At 66.4% G+C, this 20,571-nt stretch carries 19 protein-coding genes; 12 read left to right on the top strand and 7 right to left on the bottom strand.

What is annotated here, in order from left to right:
• Nucleotide 1: 1 nt before the first annotated feature.
• Together AC1RMY_RS09275 and AC1RMY_RS09270 are read right to left on the bottom strand one after the other, a co-directional pair.
• Nucleotides 2–235 carry a hypothetical protein gene (locus tag AC1RMY_RS09275; RefSeq protein WP_492863715.1) on the bottom strand — a complete coding sequence of 78 codons (234 nt, stop codon included), beginning with the start codon at nt 233–235 and terminating at the stop codon, nt 2–4.
• Nucleotides 232–717, bottom strand: a complete 486-nt coding sequence (locus tag AC1RMY_RS09270) for a pyridoxamine 5'-phosphate oxidase family protein (RefSeq protein WP_492863713.1) — start codon at nt 715–717, stop codon at nt 232–234. The genes AC1RMY_RS09275 and AC1RMY_RS09270 overlap by 4 nt, the downstream gene beginning before the upstream one ends.
• On the opposite strand from AC1RMY_RS09270, the gene dps reads away from it, so the two are divergent.
• From dps to AC1RMY_RS09240, 6 genes are all read left to right on the top strand, one after another.
• Nucleotides 716–1,510: a DNA starvation/stationary phase protection protein Dps gene (gene dps, locus AC1RMY_RS09265; protein ID WP_492863711.1), complete on the top strand. Its 795-nt coding sequence runs from the start codon at nt 716–718 to the stop codon at nt 1,508–1,510. The genes AC1RMY_RS09270 and dps overlap by 2 nt on opposite strands.
• 146 nt (nt 1,511–1,656) lie before the next feature.
• Nucleotides 1,657–4,476: a valine--tRNA ligase gene (locus AC1RMY_RS09260; protein ID WP_492863709.1), complete on the top strand. Its 2,820-nt coding sequence runs from the start codon at nt 1,657–1,659 to the stop codon at nt 4,474–4,476.
• A gap of 171 nt (nt 4,477–4,647) precedes the next feature.
• Nucleotides 4,648–5,229, top strand: a complete 582-nt coding sequence (locus AC1RMY_RS09255; protein WP_492863707.1) for a YqaA family protein — start codon at nt 4,648–4,650, stop codon at nt 5,227–5,229.
• 285 nt (nt 5,230–5,514) lie between these two features.
• Nucleotides 5,515–7,245 carry a dihydroxy-acid dehydratase gene (ilvD, locus tag AC1RMY_RS09250; protein WP_492863706.1) on the top strand — a complete coding sequence of 577 codons (1,731 nt, stop codon included), beginning with the start codon at nt 5,515–5,517 and terminating at the stop codon, nt 7,243–7,245.
• Nucleotides 7,232–8,179 (top strand): tetratricopeptide repeat protein, encoded by a 948-nt coding sequence (locus tag AC1RMY_RS09245; protein ID WP_492863705.1) that lies wholly within the window; start codon nt 7,232–7,234, stop codon nt 8,177–8,179. The genes ilvD and AC1RMY_RS09245 overlap by 14 nt, the downstream gene beginning before the upstream one ends.
• A 62-nt stretch (nt 8,180–8,241) precedes the next feature.
• A complete protein-coding gene (locus AC1RMY_RS09240) occupies nt 8,242–8,610 on the top strand; it encodes a hypothetical protein (RefSeq protein WP_492863704.1) in 369 nt (122 codons plus the stop codon).
• Nucleotides 8,611–8,631: 21 nt separating this feature from the next.
• Here AC1RMY_RS09240 and xth read toward each other — a convergent pair whose 3' ends face one another.
• Both xth and AC1RMY_RS09230 read right to left on the bottom strand, forming a co-directional pair.
• Complete coding sequence (gene xth, locus AC1RMY_RS09235) at nt 8,632–9,417, bottom strand: exodeoxyribonuclease III (protein ID WP_492863703.1); 786 nt, start codon at nt 9,415–9,417, stop codon at nt 8,632–8,634.
• Nucleotides 9,418–9,529: 112 nt separating this feature from the next.
• Nucleotides 9,530–9,985 (bottom strand): BA14K family protein, encoded by a 456-nt coding sequence (locus tag AC1RMY_RS09230; protein ID WP_492863702.1) that lies wholly within the window; start codon nt 9,983–9,985, stop codon nt 9,530–9,532.
• 244 nt (nt 9,986–10,229) lie between these two features.
• On the opposite strand from AC1RMY_RS09230, the gene AC1RMY_RS09225 reads away from it, so the two are divergent.
• Nucleotides 10,230–10,820, top strand: a complete 591-nt coding sequence (locus tag AC1RMY_RS09225; protein WP_492863701.1) for a TIGR00645 family protein — start codon at nt 10,230–10,232, stop codon at nt 10,818–10,820.
• 252 nt (nt 10,821–11,072) lie between these two features.
• Here the strand turns inward: AC1RMY_RS09225 and trpE are convergent, their stop codons facing one another.
• Together trpE and AC1RMY_RS09215 are read right to left on the bottom strand one after the other, a co-directional pair.
• A complete protein-coding gene (gene trpE, locus AC1RMY_RS09220; RefSeq protein ID WP_492863700.1) occupies nt 11,073–12,593 on the bottom strand; it encodes an anthranilate synthase component I in 1,521 nt (506 codons plus the stop codon).
• A gap of 16 nt (nt 12,594–12,609) precedes the next feature.
• Complete coding sequence (locus tag AC1RMY_RS09215; RefSeq protein WP_492863699.1) at nt 12,610–14,523, bottom strand: peptidylprolyl isomerase; 1,914 nt, start codon at nt 14,521–14,523, stop codon at nt 12,610–12,612.
• A 207-nt stretch (nt 14,524–14,730) separates the two neighbouring features.
• Here AC1RMY_RS09215 and tpiA point away from each other — a divergent pair, with 207 nt between their 5' ends.
• The 3 genes from tpiA to pyrG all read left to right on the top strand — a co-directional run bounded on the left by tpiA (nt 14,731) and on the right by pyrG (nt 17,934).
• Entirely contained in the window at nt 14,731–15,492 is a 762-nt protein-coding gene (gene tpiA, locus AC1RMY_RS09210) for a triose-phosphate isomerase (protein WP_492863698.1), read from the top strand.
• 193 nt (nt 15,493–15,685) lie between these two features.
• Nucleotides 15,686–16,087, top strand: a complete 402-nt coding sequence (secG, locus tag AC1RMY_RS09205; protein ID WP_492863697.1) for a preprotein translocase subunit SecG — start codon at nt 15,686–15,688, stop codon at nt 16,085–16,087.
• 218 nt (nt 16,088–16,305) lie between these two features.
• Entirely contained in the window at nt 16,306–17,934 is a 1,629-nt protein-coding gene (pyrG, locus tag AC1RMY_RS09200; protein WP_492863696.1) for a CTP synthase, read from the top strand.
• Nucleotides 17,935–18,024: 90 nt separating this feature from the next.
• Here pyrG and AC1RMY_RS09195 read toward each other — a convergent pair whose 3' ends face one another.
• Nucleotides 18,025–18,552: a hypothetical protein gene (locus AC1RMY_RS09195; protein ID WP_492863695.1), complete on the bottom strand. Its 528-nt coding sequence runs from the start codon at nt 18,550–18,552 to the stop codon at nt 18,025–18,027.
• 973 nt (nt 18,553–19,525) lie between these two features.
• On the opposite strand from AC1RMY_RS09195, the gene AC1RMY_RS09190 reads away from it, so the two are divergent.
• Together AC1RMY_RS09190 and AC1RMY_RS09185 are read left to right on the top strand one after the other, a co-directional pair.
• Nucleotides 19,526–19,927 carry a DUF350 domain-containing protein gene (locus AC1RMY_RS09190; protein ID WP_492863694.1) on the top strand — a complete coding sequence of 134 codons (402 nt, stop codon included), beginning with the start codon at nt 19,526–19,528 and terminating at the stop codon, nt 19,925–19,927.
• Nucleotides 19,928–19,940: 13 nt separating this feature from the next.
• On the top strand, nt 19,941–20,570 hold the full coding sequence (locus tag AC1RMY_RS09185; RefSeq protein ID WP_492863693.1) for a DUF1190 domain-containing protein: 630 nt from the start codon (nt 19,941–19,943) through the stop codon (nt 20,568–20,570).
• Nucleotide 20,571: the final 1 nt, after the last annotated feature.

Below are 20,571 nucleotides of genomic sequence, written 5' to 3'. Positions count from 1 at the left end.
CTCAGCGGCCACGCAAGGCCCGGCGACGCGGCGCCGGTGCGCGCCTGATGCTGTCGAACGCGCCGGCTTCGTTGAGGCGCTTGAACGCGAACGCCAACACCGTCATCGCGGCGGTCGGCGCACCGAGCCGCGAAACCAGCATCGAGAGCCCGACCGCGACAGGCCGCGGATAGCGGCCCGAAGCGGCCTCCGCGGCGATCCATGCACCGGCGGCATGTACGAGCAGGTTCATCATAGCGCGACCTTCCTGTTGATGCCGAGATCGGGCTTCACCCCCGTCAATGCGGCAGCCGCCATCTTGACGGTGTTGACGACCTTGCCGGCGCCGGCCCAGAACTCCGCCATCGAGGGCCGCACGCGCAGCACGCAGATGTTCGGATCGTTCTCGTCGTCCCAGAACGCCCTGTTGCTGGCGTCCCACAACTCGTGGACCTTGGTGCGGTCGTCGAGGACGGTCGCGGTGCCGGTGACGGAGACGTAGCGCATGCCGCTATTGTCCGCGAAGGTCACGCAGACATTGTCGTTGATGTGGATCTCGTCGTCCTTGTGGTGGCGGCGATCGCTCAGGAAGTAGATCGCATCCTCCTCGCGCTCGCCATGGGCGTGCATGGGCCGGGCGCGCAGCTCGTCGCCTGCACCGTCATGGGTGACCAGCATCGCGAACTTGATGTCGTCGATAAGGTCCCAGACTTTGTCCTGGTCGGTGTGATGGCTCATGATGAAGCTCCTCGCTGGTCGAGACCTCAACCGACGGAGCGTGCGACGGTTCCGTTGCCGGCGTGAAAACGAGCCTTGCGCCCGTGGAAACCTGCGCCGGCGATGGAACGCCTGCGGCGCTCGTGCGTATCAGCGTTGCGGCCCATGCCGCGCCCGCGCACCGTTTCCGAGGGGACACATCATGAAGAAGCCTGCATCCAGCCCCGCCATCGCCAAGGCCGCTGCCGGCAAGAACGCCGCGACCAAGACCACTTCGACCAAGGCCTCTCCGGCCAAGGCCGCGAAAAACATCGCCAAGTCGGCGGCGACGAAGATCGTCAAGAGCAGCAAGGTCGACCTCGCCTCCAACACCAAGAGCCAGATCGCCGGCCTGCTCAATGCGCGCCTCGCCGACGGCATCGATCTCGCCCTCCTGACCAAGCAGGCGCATTGGAACCTGAAGGGGCCGGGCTTCATCGGCGTCCACCAGATGCTCGACGGCTTCCGCAAGGAGCTCGACGACCATGTCGACACTGTCGCGGAGCGCATCGCGCAACTCGGCGGCATCGCCTTCGGCACGACGCAGGCGACGGCGGCCGCGACCTCGCTCGAGCCCTATCCGACCGAGATCGTCTCGGTTCGCGACCATCTCGACGCGCTGATCGCCCGCTATGCCGAGACCGCCAACCGCGTCCGCGAGGCGATCGACGCCAGCGACGAGGCCGGCGATTCCGGCACGGCCGATCTGCTGACCGCCTATTCGCGCATGCTCGACAAGGCGCTCTGGTTTCTCCAGTCCAACCTGCCCGGCTGACCGCCGCCAGCCCTCGCGCAGGCCCGTGCCGCTGGCGCGATGGTTGACGCGAGGGGGCTGCTTGGGCTCTTAAGTCCTCCGACCTTTCAGGCCTTAAATCTCACGGCCGGGGCATGACCCCGGCCGTTCTGCGTTCGAGCGAAGCGATGATGGACAAGACATTCGAGCCTGCCGCCGTCGAGGCGCGGATCAGCAAGGCCTGGGAAGAGGCGAACGCCTTCGCCGCCGGCCGCGGCGCCGGGCCCGGTGCGGAGCCTTATTGCATCGTCATCCCGCCGCCGAACGTGACCGGCTCGCTGCATATGGGCCACGCCCTCAACAACACGCTGCAGGACGTGCTCTGCCGCTTCGAGCGCATGCGCGGCAAGGATGTGCTCTGGCAGCCCGGCACCGACCATGCCGGCATCGCGACCCAGATGGTCGTCGAGCGCAGGCTCGCCGCCGAGAACAAGACCGACCGCCGCGCCATGGGCCGCGAGGCATTCCTGGCCGAGGTCTGGAAGTGGAAGGACGAATCGGGCGGGACGATCGTCAACCAGCTGAAGCGGCTCGGCGCCTCCTGCGACTGGTCGCGCGAGCGTTTCACCATGGATGAGGGCCTGAGCGCGGCAGTGCTCAAGGTCTTCGTCGGGCTGCACCGTCAGGGCCTGATCTACCGCGCCAAGCGCTTGGTGAACTGGGATCCGAAGTTCCAGACCGCGATCTCGGACCTCGAGGTCCTGCAGGTCGAGAAGACCGGCTCGTTCAAATGGCAGCGCGGCGGCGAGGAGCCCTTCGACGCCGCCAAGCTCGACAAGGTCCTGAGCAAGGACCCGAACGGGCATCTCTACTATTTCAACTACCCGTTGGAAGGCGCGACCTACGACGCCGACGACGCCTCGACCTTCATCACCGTCGCCACGACGCGGCCGGAAACAATGCTGGGCGACACCGGCATCGCGGTCCATCCGGAGAACGAGAAGATCGGACACCTGATCGGCAGGAACGCCGTCCTGCCGCTGGTCGGCCGCGTCGTCCCGATCATCGGTGACGATTATGCCGACCCGGAGAAGGGCACCGGCGCGGTCAAGATCACCCCGGCCCACGACTTCAACGATTTCGAGGTCGGCAAACGCCACAAGCTCGCCGTCATCAACATCCTCGACGGCGAAGCGAAGATCCTGCTGGCCGACAACGCCGATTTCCTCGAAGGGAGCAGGCCCGAGCCGGCGACGCTTGCCCTGCACGGCCTCGATCGCTTCGCCGCCCGCAAGGCCGTCGTCGCCCTGATGGCCGAGCGCGGTCTTCTGGCCAAGGTCGAGCCCAACACGAACACGGTTCCCCATGGCGACCGCTCCGATGTCGTCATCGAGCCCTGGCTGACCGACCAGTGGTATGTCGACGTCAAGCCGCTGGCCAACCGCGCCCTGAAGGCGGTGCAGGACGGACGCACGAAGTTCACGCCCGAGAGCTGGACCAAGGTCTATTACGACTGGCTCGAGAACATCGAGCCCTGGTGCGTCTCCCGCCAGCTCTGGTGGGGCCACCAGATTCCGGCCTGGTATGGACCGGACGGCGAATGCTTCGTCGCCGAGTCGGAGACGGCGGCGCAGGCGCTGGCCGTGAACCATTATGGCGGCCCCGTCCAGCTCACCCGCGACGAGGACGTGCTCGACACCTGGTTTTCCTCGGCGCTCTGGCCGTTCTCGACGCTGGGCTGGCCCGACGAGACGGCGGAGCTGAAGCGCTATTACCCGACCGCGACGCTGGTCACCGCCTTCGACATCATCTTCTTCTGGGTCGCCCGGATGATGATGATGGGCCTCAACTTCATGGAGGAGGTGCCGTTCAAGGACGTCTACATCCACGCCATCGTTCGCGACGAGAAGGGCGCGAAGATGTCGAAGTCGAAGGGCAACGTCATCGACCCGCTGACGCTCGTCGACCAGTACGGCGCCGATGCGCTGCGCTTCACGCTCGCCGCCATGGCGGCACAGGGCCGCGACATCAAGCTCGCGACCTCCCGTGTCGAGGGCTACCGCAACTTCGCGACCAAGATCTGGAACGCGGCCCGCTTCGCCGAGCTCAACGGCTGCGCCCGCACCGAGGGCTTCGACCCGGCCGCGGTGAAGCAGCCGCTCAACCGCTGGATCCTGAGCGAGGCCGCGACCGCAGCCGAGGGCATCGCGGCCGGCATCCCGACCTTCAAATTCAACGAGGCGGCGGGCGCGGCCTATCGCTTCGTCTGGAACCAGTTCTGCGACTGGTATCTCGAACTTGCCAAGCCCGTGCTCCAGGGGGAGGGCGCCGACCCTGCCGCCAAGGCCGAGACGCAGGCGACCGTCGCCCATGTCCTCGACCTGATCTGCCAGTTGCTGCATCCCTTCATGCCCTTCCTCACCGAGGAGCTCTGGGCTCAGAAGGCGGGCGTGGGCGCTCCCCGCAAGCTGAAGGCGGGTGACGACGCGCTGGTCTGCCTGACACGCTGGCCCGATCTCGCGGCTCTGAAGGACGAGGCGGCCGAGGCCGAGATCGGTTTCGTCGTGGATCTGATCTCGGACATTCGCTCGGTCCGCTCCGAGGTCAACGTCCCGGCGGGGACGCAGGCCCCTCTGGTGCTGGTCAACGCCTCGGCGGCAACGCGCGCGACGATCGAGAACTGGCGGCCGATGATCGAGCGCCTGGCCCGCATCTCGGACATCGCCTTCGAGGCTGCATCTCCGGCGCAGTCGGCGCAGATCATCGTGCGTGGCGAGGTCGCGGCGCTGCCGCTCGCCGGCATCATCGATCTCGAGGTCGAGCAGGCGCGCCTGACCAAGGAGTTGGCGAAGCTCGACCAGGACATCGCGGTCGTCGACAAGAAGCTCGGCAATCCCGACTTCATGGCCCGTGCGCCCGAGGAGATCGTCGAGGAGAACCGCGACCGCAAGTCCGCAGCCGAGTCTCGCAAGCTGAAGATCGAGGAGGCGCTCGCGCGACTGTCCTGAAGGCGCTCCTCCGGAGTCGTGCCGCCCGCATCCGGCCACGACTCCGTCTTCAAATTGACCTTCATGTAAGACAACTCTGGCATTCTCCCGCCGAGACGGTTAGATGCGCGTTGGGCGCAAGCCTGCCATGCAAGTCAATGCCGATAACCCAGGACCGGTTGTTCCCACGCCATGCTCCAGCGAGCCTATGATTGGTGCGTCTCCTACGCGTCCCACCCCGGCGCCCCTTGGCTGCTCTTCGCGCTGACCTTCGTCGAAAGCTCCTTCAGCCCGCTGCCGCCCCTGCCGCTTCTCCTGCCGATGTGCATCGCACGGCCTGACCGGGCCTGGTTCTATGCCGGCGTCTGCTCGCTCGGGGCCGTGCTCGGCGGCTATCTCGGCTACGCCATCGGCGCACTGCTCTACGACTCGGTCGGTTCCTGGCTCATTTCGCTCTACGGCCTGCAGGAGAAGGCCGCCCATCTGATCGCGACCTCGCAGGACTACTGGTTCTGGGTCCTGGTCACCAAGGGCCTGACGCCGATCCCCTTCAAGATCGTCACGATCATGTCGGGCTTCCTGCATTTCGACCTGTGGAAGTTCACCATCGGCATGGTCGTCTCACGCGTCAGCTTCTTCCTGATGATCGCGGTGGCGCTGCGCTTCTACGGTGACGACATCCGCATCTTCATCGAGAAGCACCTGCCGATGACGGCATTGGCGCTGCTCGTCGTCGTGGTCGGCGGCTTTTTCGTCCTGCCGATGGTCCTCTGACGCAAGCGGTCTGGCCCCGCGTCTTTGTGACATCGGCGCAACAGTTTGGCTGATTGCGCGGGGCCAGCCCCGCGCCGCCGGAATTGCCCCGATGCCGCCACAAAGCGCCCTCAGCAAGGAAGCGCGATAAGTCACTGAGATATAGACGAATTAAAGTCTGCCTTGCGGCCGGTGAAACCGGTTTCGCCGTTGCAGGGCAGGCGGGTGTAGCGTTGCGCCCGGCTTGAGCTGCGTGGCACATCTGCCACGTGCTTCAAAGCGCAGGGTGGAACGAGGAAAAAGAAAATGGACGCGCGTGTTTTCGACAAGTCCCGGCTGCCCAGCCGGCATGTGAGCGTCGGCCCCGCCCGCGCTCCGCACCGCTCCTATTACTACGCCATGGGCATGACGGCCCGTCAGATCGCGCAGCCCTTCGTCGGCGTCGCCTCCTGCTGGAACGAGGCCGCGCCCTGCAACATCTCGCTGATGCGCCAGGCCCAGGCGGTGAAGAAGGGCGTCGCCTCCGCCGCCGGAACGCCGCGCGAGTTCTGCACGATCACGGTGACCGACGGCATCGCCATGGGCCACCAGGGCATGAAGTCCTCGCTCGCCTCGCGTGAGTGCATCGCCGATTCCGTCGAGCTGACCATGCGCGGCCATTGCTATGACGCGCTCGTCGGTCTCGCCGGTTGCGACAAGTCGCTGCCCGGCATGATGATGGCGATGGTGCGCCTCAACGTGCCCTCGATCTTCATCTATGGCGGCTCGATCCTGCCCGGTACCTTCAAGGGCAAGCCTGTCACTGTGCAGGACGTCTTCGAGGCCGTCGGCAAGCATTCCGTCGGCGCCATGTCCGACGAGGACCTCCAGGAACTGGAAGAGGCGGCGTGCCCGTCCTCGGGCTCCTGCGGCGCGCAGTTCACCGCCAACACCATGGCGACCGTCGCCGAGGCGATCGGCCTGGCGCTGCCCTATTCCTGCGGCGCGCCGGCCCCCTACGACGTGCGCGACACTTTCTGCTACACCGCCGGCGAGATGGTGATGGAACTCATCGCCAAGAACATCCGCCCGCGTGACATCGTCACCCGCAAGGCGCTCGAGAACGCGGCCATGGTCGTCGCCGCCTCCGGCGGCTCGACGAATGGCGCGCTGCACCTGCCGGCGATCGCGCATGAATGCGGCATCGATTTCGATCTCTTCGCCGTCGCCGAGATCTTCAAGAAGACCCCCTACATCGCCGACCTGAAGCCCGGTGGGAAATACGTCGCCAAGGACATGTTCGAGGTCGGCGGAATTCCGCTGCTGATGAAGACGCTGCTCGACCACGGCTTCCTGCATGGCGACTGCATGACCGTGACCGGCCGCACCATCGCCGAGAACCTCGCCTCGGTGAAATGGAACGACCAGCAGGATGTGATCCGCCCCGCCAACAAGCCGCTCTCCGACAATGGCGGCGTCGTCGGCCTGCAGGGCAACCTCGCTCCCGAGGGCGCGATCGTGAAGATCGCCGGCATGCCGGCCGAGAGCCTCGTCTTCACCGGCCCGGCGCGCTGCTTCGACTGCGAGGAGGATGCCTTTGCCTGCGTCAGCCAGCGCGGCTACGAGGTCGGCGACGTGCTGGTGATCCGCTATGAGGGCCCCAAGGGCGGCCCGGGCATGCGCGAGATGCTGTCGACCACCGCGGCCCTCTACGGCCAGGGCATGGGCGACAAGGTCGCGCTGATCACCGATGGCCGCTTCTCGGGCGCCACGCGCGGTTTCTGCGTCGGCCATGTCGGCCCGGAAGCGGCCGTGGGCGGGCCGATCGGCCTGATCCGCGACGGCGACATCATCGAACTCGACGCCATCACAGGAAAGCTCGCAGTCCGCCTTTCTGATGCCGAACTTGAGGAGCGTCGTAAGGGGTGGAAGCCGCGCAAGACCGACTACAATTCGGGCGCGCTCTGGAAATACGCGCAGACGGTCGGTTCCGCCAAGGGGGGGGCCGTAACCCACCCCGGCGGCGCGGCCGAGACCCATTGCTATGCGGATATCTGACCTCACGATCGCAGCACTCTTCCTCGTCCTGGGCGGCCATCAGGCCACCTGGGCGCAGGATGCCGTGGGCGCTCGTGGCCCGATTCCGCCTCGTCCCATTCCCGGCATCGCCCTGCCGGAGCCCGACAGCGTGCCGGGCCCGGCTCCCGGCGCTGCGACCATTGCGCCGGCCCCCAACGCACCCGCCGCCCATACCGCGCTGCCGCTCGTCCCCTTCAGCAGCGCCCGCGACGCCATCAAGGCCTGGATGCGCGACTCGACGGCCGGAGACCAGGCCGGAGCCGTCCGCGCGCTCGAATATGCCGCCGCGCAGGGGCACCTGACGGCGCAGTTCAAGCTGGGCCGGATGTATGCCGGCGGCGAGGGCGTTCCGGCCAATGATCTCAAGGCATTCGAGTATTTCTCGAAGATCGCGGACGAGAATGCCGACGCCATTCCCGGCACGGCCGATGGCCGCATCGTCGGCAACGCCTTCGTGGCGCTCGGCGGCTATTTCATGGACGGTATCAAGGGCACTTATGTGAAGCCCAATATCGACCGCGCCTTCGACATGTTCCACTACGCCGCCTCCTATTTCGGCGATCCGGAAGGCCAGTACAATCTCGGCCGGCTCTATATGAGCGGGCAGGGCACCCGTCGTGACGCAAGGCAGGCGGCGCGCTGGATGAAGCTTGCCGCCGAGAAGGGCTACGCCCCGGCCCGCGCGGTCTTCGGTGACCTGCTGCTGCGTGGCGGCGAGGGCGTGCCGCGCCAGCCGGTGCTCGGTCTGATGTGGCTGTCGCTGGCTCGCGAGAGCGCCGATCCCAGCCGCGAGGGCTGGATCATCGAACGGCACGACAGCGCCTTCGCCTCGGCCTCCGCGAGCGATCGCACGGCCGCGCTCGCCCTGATCGAGCGCCAGCAGGTCGCGGGCGGGCGCTCGCCGCAGCGCTGAGCGCCCCGCATCCGCATTCTCTTATCGAGCGTATCGGGAGCAGAACCACAGGGGTCTGTTCCATGCGCGCGATCATCTCACTTGGATTCGGTGCCGTCCTGGCGCTTTCAGCCAACGGCGCCGTCACGGCTCAGGACAATTACGAAAGCTGGCCTCCGCTCGCCGATCCTTTCCCGAGCACGGGCGGCGGCGGCATCATGATCCATGACTACGATCCGGTCGTCGCGGACGGCAAATGCACGACGAATTTCCGCGCGATCGAGCCCAATGGCACGGTTTATCACAACAGCATCGTCTTCGACGCCGTCGAGACGCAGGGTGGGGTTCTCTGCACCAAGGGAAAATGGCGCTCGGCGGACGGCAGCGCGACCGGAACGACGCCGTTCCGGGTCTTCATCAAGGACGGCGTGAAGCGCGGCTCGGGCGAATAGAATCGCTTCGCCGGAACTGGATCACGCCGCCCTCAACTCCACCATCACCGGCACATGGTCCGACGGCTTCTCCCAGCCGCGGACATGCTTGACGATCTGCACGCCCGAAAGCCTGTCGGCGGCCTGCGGCGACAGCAGGAGATGGTCGATGCGGATGCCGTTGTTCCGCTGCCAGGCGCCAGCCTGATAGTCCCAGAACGTGTACAGGCCGCCATCGTCGCAGCTGGCGCGCAGGGCCTCGGTCAGGCCGAGATTGAGCAGCCCGCGAAAGGCGCTCCGCGTCTGCGGCAGGAACAGCGCGTCCGAGACCCAGGCGGCCGGATCACGTGCATCGCGTGGCTCGGGAATCACATTGTAGTCGCCGGCCAGGACCAGCGGCTCCTCCAGCGCGAGCAGCATCTGCGCATGGGCGGTCAGGCGCTTCATCCAGCCGAGCTTGTAGGGGTACTTCTCGGTGTTGGGCGGGTTGCCGTTGGGCAGGTAGATCGAGGCGAGCCGCACCACGCCGCCGCCCAGCGGCAGCAAGCCTTCGAGATAGCGCGCCTGCTCGTCGCCGTCGTCGCCGGGCAGCCCGCGCCGGACATCTTCAAGCTTCGCGCGCGACAGGATGGCGACGCCGTTGAAGGTCTTCTGGCCGTGGGTCTCGACCTGCCAGCCTGCCTCCTCGATCTCCCGGCGCGGGAAATCGGCATCGATGCATTTCAGTTCCTGCAGGCACAGCGCATCGGGCTCGGCCTCCTTGAGGAAGTCCAGCAGATGGCCGAGCCGCTGGCGGACGGAATTGACGTTCCAGGTGGCGATACGCAAAAGCCTGCTCCAAGTCGGGAAAGCGCCGCGAGGCTGGGCGCGACCATACATCAAGAAAAAGCCTCCCCGCATCACTGCGGAGAGGCTTGCCTGTGCAGACGGTCAGATCACGTCAGGGACAGGCGCGAACGACGCCGCCGGAAGCGATATAGGTCCCGGTTTCGGGATTGTAGCTGCGGAAGCGGCGCGAGCAGTAGGCCACCGCATCGACGTCCTCGGCGCTGTAGCCATAGGCGCGCGGCACAGGCGCGGCATAGACGGGCGGCGCGACATAGACCGGCGCGGGCTCGTAGTAGCCCGGGGCAGCGAGCGCGCCCGCGGCCAGCGCTCCGCCGAGCACGCCGGCTGCGATTCCGGCGCCGACGGCCGCGCCACGGCTCGGTCCACGGTAATAGCCGTAGCGAGGCCCGTAATAGCGGCGGTATTGCACCGTCTCGACGAGATCGTTGCCGACCGTCGCGAACGTCAGGGCGGGGCCCGATGCCGCGGCGATGGGGGCGGCGTTGGCGGGCGCCGCCATCAGCGCGCCACCGACGAGAGCCGCGGCAAGGGTGAGCGTCTTGATCATGGAAAATTCCTTTCCTCTCGTATGAGAGGAAGCTTGCGCGTTCCTCTGAAGATGTCCAAGCGTAGCTGTTACGCGATGATGGTGAAAGCGTTACGCACGATAGCGTCAAAATTTCGTCGTCAAACGGTGCGCCCGTTCCCTCGGCGATACTTTTTCTGCTGACGGTTGCACGATAGCGCTTGGCGCTCCATCTAGCCTGCGCATATTTTGCATTGCATCATTCGTTCGAAGGACTTGAGCCCCTATGTCGCATCCCGGCGAGACGCCTCGTGCCGAGACCGCCACCGCGCCTGCCGTCGCCAAGGCCATGCGGCCGCTGCCGCTGATCATCTTCTCGTCGCGCTGGCTGCAGTTGCCGCTCTATCTCGGCCTGATCGTGGCGCAATGCGTCTACGTCTTCCTGTTCCTCAAGGAGCTCTGGCACCTCGTCACCCATGCCTCCTCCTTCGGCGAGCAGCAGATCATGCTGGTCGTGCTCGGCCTGATCGACGTGGTGATGATCTCGAACCTGCTGATCATGGTGATCGTCGGCGGCTATGAAACCTTTGTCTCGCGGCTCGGCCTGCAGGGCCATCCCGACCAGCCGGAATGGCTCAGCCACGTCAACGCCAGCATCCTCAAGATCAAGCTCGCCATGGCGATCATCGGCATCTCGTCGATACACCTGCTGCGGACCTTCATCGAGGCCGGCAATATCGGCAATGCCGGCCGCAGCACCGACTACACCGTAACCGGCGTCATCCTGCAGACGACGATCCACGTCGTCTTCATCATCTCGGCGATCGGCATCGCCTGGGTCGACAAGATGACGATCCCCAACGGTAAGGGGCATTGACGGGGGCTCGGCGGCGTTTCTAGGGCTAGAAAGTGCTTCGCTTTGATAGAAGCGCTGGTCATCCCGGGCGACCGCAGGGAGACCCGGGATCCATTCCGGAGCACTGATCGGAGAGGTTCCGGAATGGGTTCCGGGTCAAGCCCGGGACGACGTCGCGGCTCGGAAAGAACCAGCGTATTCTAGCGAAGGGTCGACCCGAGAATCTTTCCCCTGAGATGCTCGCTGCCGGCCCGACTACAACGCTTGGTTCCGTTACTGCCCTCGGCCGGTCCGCGCCGCGAAGCGGATCGCCTCCTCGGCGGCCCGGAACAGCGCCTTGGCCTTGTTGACGCATTCGGCCTGCTCGGAAGCCGGATTGGAATCGTAGACGATGCCCGCACCGGCCTGGACATGCATGCGCCCGTCCTTGACCACGGCGGTGCGCAGCACGATGCAGGTGTCCATTTCGCCGCTCGCGCCGAAATAGCCGACGCAGCCGCCATAGGCGCCGCGCGCATCGTGCTCGAGTTCGTCGATGATCTCCATCGCACGCACCTTCGGCGCGCCCGACACCGTTCCCGCCGGGAAGCCGGCCGAGAGCGCCGCCAGCGCATCGTGGCGCGGATCGATCTCGCCCTCGACATTCGAGACGATGTGCATGACCTGGCTGTAACGCTCGATGAAGAAGGAATCGGTGACCTTCACCGAGCCGATCTTGGCGACGCGGCCGACATCGTTGCGGCCGAGATCGAGCAGCATCAGGTGCTCGGCCCGCTCCTTCGGGTCGGCCAGCAGTTCTTCGGCCAGCGCCTCGTCCTCGGCTGCCGTCGCGCCGCGGCGGCGTGTGCCGGCGATCGGACGAATCGTGACGGTGTCATCGCGCAGCCGGACCAGGATCTCGGGGCTGGAGCAGACGATCTGGAAGTCGGCGAAGTCGAGATAGCACAGGAAGGGCGCCGGATTGACGCGCCGCAGCGCGCGATACAGCGCGAAGGGCGGCAACTGGAAGGGCGCCTCGAACCGCTGCGACAGCACCACCTGGAAGATGTCGCCGGCGCGGATGTAATCCTGCGCGGTCGCGACCATCGCGTGGAACTCGGCCTCGCTCGTATTGGAGACGATGGCCGGCTCGGGCAGGCCGGCGATATCGATCGCGGCTTCCGGGGGCAGGGGGCCTTCCAGCGCCTGCACCACGGCATCGAGGCGCTCCAGCGCTCGCTCATGCGCGGCACGCGCCGGCACGCCGGGCTGGTGGCGCACGGGCGTCACGACATGGATTTCGTCGCGCACCGAATCGAACACCACCATCAGCGTCGGCCGGGTCAGGATAGCATCCGGCACGCCCGTGCCGGTGTCCTTCGGCTCCGGCAGGCGCTCCATCAGCCGGACCATGTCGTAGCCGAGATAGCCGAAGACGCCGGCCGCCATCGGCGGCAGGTCGGTCTCCGCCTCGGCGGGGATCGCACTCTCGTCGAGCAGCGCACGCAGGCTCTCGAAGGCAGGTCGCGGATCGGCCAGGAAGGCATCGCCCAGCGCCGGGCGGCAGATCGAGGCCTCGCCGCAATGGCAGCGCCAGATCAGGTCCGGTTCGAGCCCGATCATCGAATAGCGCCCACGCACAGCCCCACCCTCGACCGATTCGAGCAGGAAGGCCGGCCCATTGGTCGCGTGGCGCAGCTTCAGGAAGGCGGCGACCGGCGTCTCGCAATCGCCGACCAGCACCTGCCGGAGCAGTTGCGGCGTGCCTGCTTCATAGGCCGCTGCGAAACGCTCCTGATCTTGCTCCCAAGTCATCATCAATGCTGCATCGTTAGTTCTGCGCGCCGCCGGTGGCGTTACGGAAGGCCGTCTCGTTGATCGAGACTCCGAGTTCCGTCTGACGCACCGCGATGTATTGCGCGAGAATGTCCTCGCTGACGCTGGCACCGAGCTGCCGCGCAAAATTCTCGGCCTCCTGCGTCGTGCGGGCATAGCTCGGCACGGTCGCGGCATCGACCTTGAACAGGATGCGCGAGCCATCGCTGACGGCGGCCGAGTTGCTCTTGCCGGCGACGGTTCCGAAAATCAGGCTGATGACATTGGCGGGCAGTTCGGGGCGCTGGTCCTGACGGCCGATCTCGCTCGCCTGTTCGACCGTCAGTCCCGCGGAGGCTGCGACCGCATCGAAGGCCTCGCCCTTGTCGAGCCGCTCGACCAGTTCGCGCGCCTTGGCCGAGAGCCGGGTCGCGACCTCGTCCGCACGCCACTGCGTCTCGACCTGCGCCTTGACCTCGTCGAAGGTCTGCTCGCGCGCCGGATCGATCTTCTTCACGTCGTACCAGACATAGCCGCTGTCGCGGGGCAGGCGGATCGCCTCGTTATCGACTCCGACATCGGAGCGGAAGATCGCCTGCACCGTCGCATCGCCGCCCGGCAGCGGCTGCTCCACCGTCCCGTCGGGGCGGCGCAGGGCATTGTCGATCGGGCCGATGCTGCGCAGCGTCAGGTTGAACTCCTTGGCGATCTCGGCGAGCGGCTTGGCGGCGGCGCGCTGGTCCTCGATCTTGTCGTGGATCTCGGTGACGCGGCTCGCCGCGCGGCTGGTGGCGAGTTCCTGGCGGACTTCGTTCGCGACCTCCTCGAAGGCGCGCACGCTCTCCGGCTGGATCACGGTGACGCGCAACAGCACGGACCCGAAAGCGCTGGCGGCAGGAGCGCTGACGGCGCCCTCGGCGAGCGCGAACGCGGCTTCACGGACGATCGGATCGAACACCTGGGTCCGGGTGAAAGTGCCCAGCGTCAGATCGGAGGCCGCGACATTGCGCGCGGTCGCGATCGCATCGAAGGTCTCGCCCGCGTCGATGCGCGCCTTGGCGGCCTGCGCCTCTTCGGCATTGGGGAAGGTGATCTGCTGGATCGTGCGGGTCTCGGGCGTGGTGAAGCGCTGGCCCTTGACCTGCTCGTAGCGGGCCTTCGCATCGGCGTCGTTGACCGAACCGGCATCGGCAAGAGTCTCGGCGGAGATCGCGAGGATGTCGGCCGTGCGCCGCTCCGGCGCACGGAAGGCGCCCTTGCGCTCGTCGAAGAAGGTCTTGAGCTGCGCCTCGGTCGGCGCAGGAATGTCGCCGGCGATGCCGGGAGCCAGCCGCGCGAAGGTCACGCTGCGACGCTCATTGCGCAGGCGATGACCGAGCTCCTGCAAGGCGCCCGGTGCCAGCACGGCCCCGACGACCATCTCGGCGATCTGCTGACGCAGGATCGTGGCGCGCTGCTCGCGGACGTAAGTCTGCTCGGTAAAGCCGTTCGAGCGCAGCAACTCGTTGAAGCGCGCCGAGGAGAAATTGCCCGAGGCATCGCGGAAGGTCGGATCCTGGAAGATCAAATCGCGGATCGTCTCGTCGGACACCGCAAGACGCATGCCCTGCGCCGTCTGGTCGAGCACCGACTCGGTCACGAGGCGCGACAGGGCCTGCCGGTCGAGCCCGAATGCGCGGGCCATCTCGGGCGTGATCTGGCGGCGCTGCTGGCGCGTCAGCGCCTGAACATCGTTCTGGAAGGCGGTCCGCATCTGGTCGAGGCTGATCTCAGCCTTGCCGACGCGCGCCACGGAGTTCCTGCCGTAACCCTGGAAAATATCGCCGATGCCCCAGATCGCGAAGGACAGGATCAGGAAGCCGAACATGACGGTGATGATGAGCTTGCCGAGGAAGCTCTGGCCCGCCTTGCGGATGCCCTGCATCATCATGGGGATGTATCTTTCCTTGGGCCTGGCGCGGCACGGAGGCCACCGTCGCCGGTTTTGTTCGGCGCTGCTTATAGGAACCGGAGCGGCAAGCCGCAATCGCCAGCGCGGATTCGTGTTTGATCGTCGCGTCCGCGATCGTTCCTTCGCGAGATTGCGGCCCGGCGCCGGCATTGCTAGAGCCGGAGCGGCAATTTTTGGAGGATCGACGTGACGCGCAGCATCAGGCCGCTGGTGGCGGGCAATTGGAAGATGAACGGGCTGAAGGCCGACCTCGCCATCGCGGCCGAGGTCGCGAAGGGCTATGACGCCGCCTTGAAGGCCGCCGTCGATCTCGCGATCTGCCCGCCCGCGAGCCTGCTCTATCCCGCGAGCGTCGCACTTGTCGGCTCGCGCATCGCGACCGGCGGCCAGGATTGCAGCATGCAGGCCTCCGGCGCCTTCACCGGCGAAATCTCGGCCGCGATGCTGGCCGATGCCGGCGCGAGTTTCGCGATCGTCGGCCATTCCGAACGCCGCACCCTGCATGGCGAGACCAATGCGACGGTGAAAGCCAAAGCCGAAGCCGCGCAGAAGGCCCTGCTCGTGCCGATCGTCTGTGTCGGCGAGACGAAGGAGGAGCGCGAGGCCGGCAAGGCGCTGGCGATCGTGAAGAAGCAGTTGCGCGGGTCCGTGCCGGACGGCGCGACGGCCGCGACGCTGGTCATCGCCTATGAGCCGGTCTGGGCCATCGGCACGGGGCTCACCCCGACAGCCGCCGACGTCGCCGAGATGCACGAGGCGATCCGCACCGAACTCGGCCGTCTCCTCGGCAAGGCGGCCGCGGCGGGCGTGCGGCTGCTCTATGGCGGTTCGGTCAAGCCGTCGAATGCCGCCGAACTGATGAATGTCGCCCATGTCGATGGCGCGCTCGTCGGCGGCGCCAGCCTCAAGGCCGAGGATTTCCTCGCCATCGCCCGCGCCTGCGCCTGAGGCGCGGCCCGGCTGACGCATTGTCCTTGATGAAGATGCCGATAGCGGGTGGTGCGGCCCGCGAACGCGTGCTATGTGCCGCGCCGAGTTCGCTCGCCGGCCTTCGGCGAAAGGCGAGCATAGGTGCGGGCAGCCCTTGGCGGCGGCCGGCGCCATACCCATTTCGCGAGCTTAGTCTCAGTCTGTCGAGAACATGCAGAACGTCATCATCGTCATCCACCTGATCATAGTGGTCGCGCTCGTCGGCGTCGTCCTGCTGCAGCGCTCCGAGGGCGGCGGGCTCGGCATGGGTTCGGGCGGCGGCGGAGCGGGCGGCTTCATGACCGGCCGCGGCCAGGCCAACGCGCTGACCCGGACGACGGCGATCCTCGCCGGCGCGTTCTTCCTGACCTCGATCGTGCTGGCCGTGATGGCCAATCGCGGCCGGGTGCAGCGCTCGATCATCGACGGCGCGCCGACGCAGAGCGCGCCTGCCACGCCGACCGGCCCGAGCGCTCCCAATGCGGGTGGCGTGCTCGACCAGCTCCGGCAGATGCAGGCGCCGAGCGGGACGCCGCAACCGCCGACGCCGCCAGCTCCGGCGCCGCAGCAGTGACCTGAGGTGGCATGTCCCGCAAAAGTGGTTTCCACTTTTACGATAAGGACTTGCCAAAGCGGCAAGTCTTGGCAGGGGCCGGGCAACCGGCCCTTCTCTTTTGTGTGGGGCGTGTTTGCTGAAACGCGGCGCTCTCCTGTGGACAAGCGTGCAGGGCAAGACGGGATTGCACCCTTGGACTTAGCGAATCGACCCCGTCGCTTTAGAGGTGTCCTCCCATGACGCGGTATGTATTCATCACCGGCGGCGTGGTCTCCTCGCTCGGCAAAGGCCTAGCGGCGGCGGCTCTGGCCGCTCTCCTGCAGGCGCGCGGCCACACGGTCCGCCTGCGCAAGCTCGACCCCTATCTCAATGTCGATCCGGGCACGATGAGCCCGTATCAGCATGGCGAGGTCTTCGTGACCGATGACGGGGCGGAGACCGACCTCGACCTCGGCCATTACGAGCGCTTCACCGGCCGGCCCTGCAACAAGGGCGACAACATCACCACCGGCCGCATCTACATGGACATCCTGACCAAGGAGCGCCGCGGCGACTATCTTGGCGCGACGATCCAGGTCGTCCCGCACGTCACCAACGCCATCAAGGAGTTCATCCTCGACGGCAACGAGGACTACGACTTCACCCTGGTCGAGATCGGCGGCACGGTCGGCGACATCGAGAGCCTGCCCTTCCTCGAGGCGATCCGGCAGGTCAACCAGCAGCTGCCGCGCGGCCAGTGCATCTTCATCCACCTGACGCTGCTGCCCTATATCCCGACGGCCGGCGAGCTGAAGACCAAGCCGACCCAGCATTCGGTCGCCGAGCTGCGCTCGATCGGCATCCAGCCCGACATCCTGCTCTGCCGCACCGACCGCGAAATCCCGCGCGAGGAGCGCCGCAAGCTCGCCCTGTTCTGCAATGTCCGCGAGACCGCGGTGATCGAGGCCCGCGACGTCGCCTCGATCTACGACGTGCCGCTGTCCTATCACGCAGAGGGCCTCGACAACGAGGTGCTGGCCGCCTTCGGCATGGACGCATCCAGCGAGCCCGACGTCTCGAACTGGCGGCGCATCTCCGAGCGGGTCAAGAACCCCGAGGGCGAGGTCACCATCGCCGTCGTCGGCAAGTACACCGGCATGAAGGACGCCTATAAGTCCCTCATCGAGGCGCTGATGCATGGCGGCATCGCCAACCGGGTCAAGGTCAATCTCGACTGGATCGAGTCCGAGGTCTTCGAGAAGGAGGATCCGGCGCCGTTCCTGGAGCATGTCCACGGCATCCTCGTGCCCGGCGGCTTCGGCCATCGCGGCGCCGAGGGCAAGATCAAGGCTGCGACCTTCGCCCGGCAGCGCAAGGTGCCGTATTTCGGCATCTGCTTCGGCATGCAGATGGCCGTGATCGAGGGCGCTCGCTCGCTCGCCGGAATCAAGGACGCCAACTCGACCGAATTCGGCCCCACGACCGAACCCGTAGTCGGCTTGATGACCGAATGGCTGCGCGGCAACGAACTCGAACAGCGCGCGGCCGACGGCAATCTCGGCGGCACGATGCGGCTCGGCGCCTACGCCTCGACGCTTCAGCCCGGCTCCAAGATCGCGCAGATCTACGGCACGACCGAAATCTCCGAGCGCCATCGCCACCGCTATGAAGTGAACATGGGCTATCGCGACCGGCTGGAGGCGCAGGGCATGAGCTTCTGTGGGCTCTCGCCGGACGGGCTGCTGCCGGAGACGATCGAATATCCCGACCATCCCTGGTTCATCGGCGTGCAGTATCACCCCGAGCTGAAATCGCGCCCCTTCGAGCCGCACCCGCTGTTTGCGAGCTTCGTCGAGGCTGCGGTGGTGCAGAGTAGGTTGGTGTGAGGCGGGGAGGGCGAGGCGCGGGGCCGGAGAGGTGTAGGATGGGTTGCTATGTGGCGAAGCGGATTTGCCTCAAGGGCGGGTGGCGGTCGATTAGCGACGCTCACTCCGTGTAATCCCGCATTTGGTGATCCACCGCTGCGGCAATACGTTGATCGCGACGTTCGGCCGCAATTCGTAGAACGACAGGGTCCGATAGCTCCATGCGTAAGGCGCGCAGTCCTTGAGCACTGCCGTGTGCAAGAAAAACTGAAACTCCTCGGGAGCATGGCGAATGGACACCAAGAAGCTGTGTCCTTCGACTTCGTCTGCGCCGAACGTAAGGACAGCACGGCGCCTGAAGCTGTCAGCATAAATCCCTATAATGATGGTCGGCAGGAGTACCGCCAAGATTGTGAAGACCGGCAGCCGGAGCACTGAGCTGATCCTGCTTTTCAGCGGGGGTGCAAAGATCAGAGCCGAGGCTGCAACGCAGACGGCGGCAATGACCCTCCAATGAGGAAGTCCAAGTCGATCAGACCAGAATGTCGCCAAGGCAAGTGCTTGAAATGGGTTGCCGAACAGGATCACGGTCACCGCGCCAAACGCGAGAGCGCTCAGGAATAGCTTCATTGCAAGCAACGGCGGTCCTCGCTGTCGTGGATTTTTGGGGCATGACGTGTAGCAGGGCACGCTATGGCATAACCATCCCACCGCTTAGGGTCGGAATTTGCCCTTCCCGTCATGGTCGCGACAAGCCCGACCATGACGGGAAGGGCATTTGACGCGCGGGGAACCCCTCTCCCGGATGGGAGAGGGGTAGGGGTGAGGGCCCGCCGCTGATTGCAAGGGCGCTACGGAGCCGTTGCGCCTCCTTGCTGCAAGGGCAGGCCCTCATCCGGCGCTCCGCGCCACCTTCTCCCATCCGGGAGAAGGGAAGAAGCGTCGCGGTGCCCTTCCCCGTCATGCTCGGGCTTGTCCCGAGCATCCATGTCTTGAACACCGCCCTCGACCAGACAAGACGTGGATGGTCGCCACAAGGGCGACCATGACGATGGAGGATGCAAAATAGTAATCCCCGCCCTCCACATCGCCCTTATCCTGCCTCCACCTCATCCTCGAGGGGCGGCCATCCGGAAGGCAAGCCATTGGTCGGGATGGGGGCGGCGCCTGCGGCCGGGCTTGCACCCCGGACTCGGGAGGCTTCGGGAACCGCCCTGGGGGTACTACGGCCCCTGTGCGAGGAGCTCGCTGGAACGGTCGGTGGCATCACGCCCTCGTCCCATGCCGGAGTAGGCGCGACAACCCGATGAGGGAAACTGGCGTCGAAACGGCTCGCGACGGAGGACGCCAACGACCCAATAAGCGCGGCCCGGAGTCCGAAATCGCCGGTGAGCGGAGCGCCACGGGGCGTGCGGATGGTGGCTCAATCCATCCGCGTCGCATCCTGGCTCAACGGATGCGGCCCTATACCTCGCGCCTCGCGGCGCTCCGCTGCCCCTCATCGTAAAACCGCCGCGCGAGAGCGAGGGCGGACACGCCGCACGCCTCTGGCGCCGCCTGCTGACTGACGTATAGTGAGGTATCGATACTTCGCAGCTTGGGGGCAGGCCGTATGGCGATCTCGATGGCGGGGCTGCCCGCATTTCTGCTCTACTTCGCCCTCGGCGTCGCGCTGATTGCCTGCTTCACCGCGATCTATCTCCGGCTCACCGCGCATGACGAGATCGCACTGATCCGCGGCGGCAACCTGTCGGCGGCCGTGGCGCTCGGCGGCAATGTCACCGGCTTCTCGATCCCGCTCGAAAAGGCGATCGCCCAGGCCAGCAGCATCCCGGATCTCGTGCTCTGGGCGCTCGCTGCGATGATCATCCAGTTCGGCGCCTATGGGCTGGCGCGCATCCTGATTCCGGAGCTCTCGCGCAAGATCGAGGAGGACCGCCTGCCTTCGGCGGCGATGCTCGCGGTCATCGCCGTGATTTCCGGCACACTGGCCGCCGCCAGCATGACGGCCTGAAGGGGAGGCGGCGATGAAGCGCTCGACCCAGATCGGATTGGCGGCAGCGGGCGTCGTGCTCGTCGCGACGATATGGGCGAATTCAGGCCCGGACGAGGAGGACAGCCTCGTCTACAACAATCTCGCCGAATGCCGCGCCGGCGGGCAGCTCTCGTCGAGCCAATGCGAGGAGCGCTTCAACGAGGCCTCGGCCAACCATCTGCGCGACGCCAAGAAATTCACCAGCACCAGTTCCTGCGAGGCCGAATACGGCTCGGGCTCCTGCCAGAGCGCGGTCTGGAACGGTGCGCAGGTGATCGTTCCGGCGCTCGCCGGAATCATGCTGGCGCGCAGTCTCGCCCAGGGCGGCGGCACCGCGCAGCCCTTGCTGCCGCCGACGCGACAGGCCTGCCCGCCAGGCAGCCAGGCGCCGGAGTGCCAGCAGGCGCGCTCTTCCTCGTCGAGTGGCAGCGGTGGCGGAGGCAGCAGCTATGGTGGCCGCAGCGGCAGTTCGTCCTCGTCCTCGCGCGCCTATTCGACCACCTCCGGGGCGGCGCTGGTGGCGCGCAGCGGCACCGTCAGCGGAGCGAGCAGCGCCAGCACCGTCTCGCGCGGCGGCTTCGGCTCGACCTCGCATTCCTACTCGTCTTCGTCCTCGTCCTGAC

It is taken from the genome of Allobosea sp. GW822-FHT03F07 (assembly GCF_058801345.1).
Note: the sequence above shows the minus strand (reverse complement) of the source record. Positions and strands in the feature narration are given on the sequence as shown.